Here is a 3112-nt window from a genome sequence, read left to right as displayed (position 1 = left end):
GCCGGGGCGGCGGCCGGGGCGCGCGGCGGGCGCGGCGCGGTTTCGTCGATCGGAGCACGCTTGGGCTTGCTGGCGGCCAGTGCCTCGGCCGCCTTGGCCGCAGCCGCAGCTTCCTCGGCGGCCTTCTTCTCGGCCTCGGCGCGTTCCTTGGCGGCAGCCTCTTCCTCACGGGCACGGACGATGGCCTCGTCGCGCAGACGATCCTTCTCGGCCAGGGCCTGCTGTTCGGCGAGGTTGCGCGCACGCGACTCTTCCAGCTTGCGCAGGATGTCGGCGCGCTCTTCGTCCGGCGTCATGGCGCGAGCACCATCCTTGACGTAGGTACGCTTCTGGCGCACCTCGACATTCACGGTCGTCTTGCTGCGACCGGAATTGACCGTCACTTCCTGCTGCTTCCGGCGGTTGAGCGTGATCTTCTTTGCAGACTGATCGGTCTCTTCCGGGGCCTGCTCGGGCTTGCCGTGCGAACGACGAAGGAAGCCCAGGAGCTTTACCTTCTCGGAGCTGGTCACGACCTGGTCGGGACCGCTGAACTTCATGCCGGCACCGGCCAGCTGTTCCAGCAGTTTTTCGACCGGCGTGTTGACCAGTTCGGCAAGCTTGCGGATGGTGGTTTGCTGCGACATTCGGATCCTATGATCTTGTGGGCGCCCCCCCGCATCTGGAGGTGGCGCGGATTCTACGCCCTGAGCGGCTCAGGGCCCTGTTCATTGCCGGCTCATTCGCCGCGTTCCAGTCGGGCGATCTCCTCGGCACGGGCGGCCAGGATCAGCGCAGCGGCGCGCGCCTGATCCAGTCCTTCGATGCCGAAGTCCATGACCTCGTCGGCGGCCAGGTCGGACAGGTCCTCGCTGGTACGCACGCCGTGGCCGGCCAGCGCATATGCGGTGGCTTCGTCCATGCCCTTCAGGGACAGCAGGTCCTGCGCCGGCTGGCCGTCTTCAAGGCCTTCCTCGACTGCCAGGGCCTCATTGAGCAGCGCATCGCGGGCACGAGCGCGCAGCTCTTCGACGATGTCCTCGTCGAAACCTTCCACGGCCAGCAGTTCGCCGACCGGGACATATGCGATTTCCTCGACGGTGCCGAAGCCTTCGCTGACCAGGATGCCGGCGATTTCCTCGTCCACTTCCAGTTTGTCCATGAACAGCTGGCGGGCGGCAGCCTGCTCGGCCTCCGACTTGGCAGTGACCTGGTCCTGGGTCATCACGTTGAGCTGCCAGCCGGTCAGGCGGCTGGCCAGGCGCACGTTCTGGCCGCCCTTGCCGATCGCCTGGGCCAGGCGGTCTTCGGCAACGGCCAGGTCCATCGAGTGCTTGTCCTCATCGACGATGATCGACTGCACTTCGGCCGGAGCCATCGCGTTGATGACGAAGTTGGCCGGGTTGTCGTTCCACAGCACGATGTCCACGCGCTCGCCATTGAGCTCGTTGGACACGGCCTGCACGCGCGAACCGCGCATGCCGATGCAGGCACCGATCGGATCGGTGCGCTGGTCGTGGGCCAGCACGGCGATCTTGGCGCGGTCGCCCGGATCGCGGGCGCAGGCCTTGATTTCCACCAGGCCCTGGCCGACTTCCGGCACTTCCAGCTTGAACAGCTCGATCATGAACTCCGGCGCGGCGCGGCTGATGAACAGCTGCGGGCCACGCGGCTCCGAGCGCACTTCGGCCAGGTAGCCGCGCACGCGGTCGCCGGCACGCAGCACGTCGCGCGGAATGCCCTTGTCCTTCGGAATGAAGCCTTCGGCATTGCCACCGAGATCGACGTAGATGTTGCCGCGCTCGGCGCGCTTGACCACACCGGTGATCAGCTCACCCACGCGATCCTTCCATGCATCCACGACCTGCTGGCGCTCGGCTTCGCGCACGCGCTGGACGATGACCTGCTTGGCGGCCTGGGCAGCGATGCGGCCGAAGTCCGGGTTCTCGATCTGCTCTTCGATGTAGTCGCCGACCTCGACGCCTTCGGCCTCGTCGACGGCGTCCATCAGGCGGATCTGGCGATCCGGCGATTCCATGACCACGTCATCGGCCACCACCTCCCAGCGGCGGAAGGTTTCGTAGCTGCCATCCTTGTGGTCGATGACCACGCGGGTCAGCACTTCCTCCTCGGGATAGCGCTTCTTCGCTGCCGAGGCCAGGGCGGCCTCGATGGCATCGAAGATCACTTCACGCGGCACGCCCTTCTCGTTGGCGACTGCGTCGACTACCAGCAACAGTTCCTTGCTCATTGGCTCACTCCGCGCGCGGCTTCTTTGCCGCCGGCTCGTTGGAAGAAGAATTCGTGTTCGGCTTCGGACGCTTCGGCGCCGGACCGGTCGGCTTGCTCGGGGCCAGCCCCAGCGCCACCCAGTCGGGCATGATCCGTGCCTTGTCGATGTTGTCGGCCGACACGACCACTTCAGCCTTGTCGACGATGAAGGTGATGGTGCCCGCGGCCTCGTCGATCGCTTCGATGCGGCCCTGCAGGCGACGACGGTTATCCTGCGGCAGCTTCAGCGTGACCTTGGCCGATTCACCCTGGTGGCGGCCGAACTGCTCCAGGTTGAACAGCGGGCGGTCCACGCCCGGCGAGGACACTTCCAGCGTGTAATTGCCGCTGATCGGGTCTTCGACGTCCAGCTGCGCCGAGACTTCGCGGCTGACCCGCTCGCAGTCGTCGACATTGATGATGCGCTCGGGCTGTTCAGCCAGCGGCACGTCGATGTAAAGGCGCAGGGTCGCACCGCCGGGGGCCGGCAGATACTCAACGCCCAGCAGCTCCAGGCCCAGCGACACAACGGTCGGGGCGAGCAGATTCGCGATGTCGGTTGCCTTGTCGCTCACAGCCTGCCTTGATCTCTATGGTTGGGTGCCGGCCTTGGCCGGCGTGGAAACATGACGCCCCGGAAACGACAAAGGGCCCGTTGGGCCCCTTTTCCGGAAAGACTCCGGTGACTGGATTCCGGTTGCAACCTGCATTGCCTGCCGGTTGCGGCCCTCCTTCCGGGTCCGGACTCCCGCTGGGAGGCCGCCTTCAGGGGTACTGCTAGGCCGCTGATGATAGCGGCTGCACCGCGCTGGTGCAAGGTGCGGACCCGGGGTCAGATCCCTTTTCCACGGGAAAAGGGATC

Annotated in this window: 3 protein-coding genes; all 3 read right to left on the bottom strand. The window is 66.0% G+C overall.

The genetic code is table 11. The features are described from left to right. The coding region (locus HMPREF3114_RS20360; RefSeq protein WP_256337665.1) for a translation initiation factor IF-2 associated domain-containing protein at positions 1–626 on the bottom strand (626 nt) is incomplete at its 3' end. A gap of 92 nt (positions 627–718) precedes the next feature. Then, positions 719–2230 carry a transcription termination factor NusA gene (gene nusA / locus HMPREF3114_RS20355; RefSeq protein ID WP_005417911.1) on the bottom strand — a complete coding sequence of 504 codons (1512 nt, stop codon included), beginning with the start codon at positions 2228–2230 and terminating at the stop codon, positions 719–721. Positions 2231–2234: 4 nt separating this feature from the next. Next, a complete protein-coding gene (gene rimP / locus HMPREF3114_RS20350) occupies positions 2235–2825 on the bottom strand; it encodes a ribosome maturation factor RimP (protein WP_005417913.1) in 591 nt (196 codons plus the stop codon). Positions 2826–3112 lie beyond the last annotated feature (287 nt).

It is taken from the genome of Stenotrophomonas sp. HMSC10F07 (assembly GCF_001807895.1).
In the GTDB taxonomy this organism is placed as follows: Bacteria; Pseudomonadota; Gammaproteobacteria; order Xanthomonadales; family Xanthomonadaceae; genus Stenotrophomonas; species Stenotrophomonas sepilia.
This window is presented reverse-complemented; position numbering and strand designations above follow the sequence as displayed.

What these genes read in the sequence shown, in the direction of transcription:
- nusA (WP_005417911.1), bottom strand. Translation starts at nt 2,230, where the DNA reads ATGAGCAAGGAACTGTTGCTGGTAGTCGACGCAGTCGCCAACGAGAAG.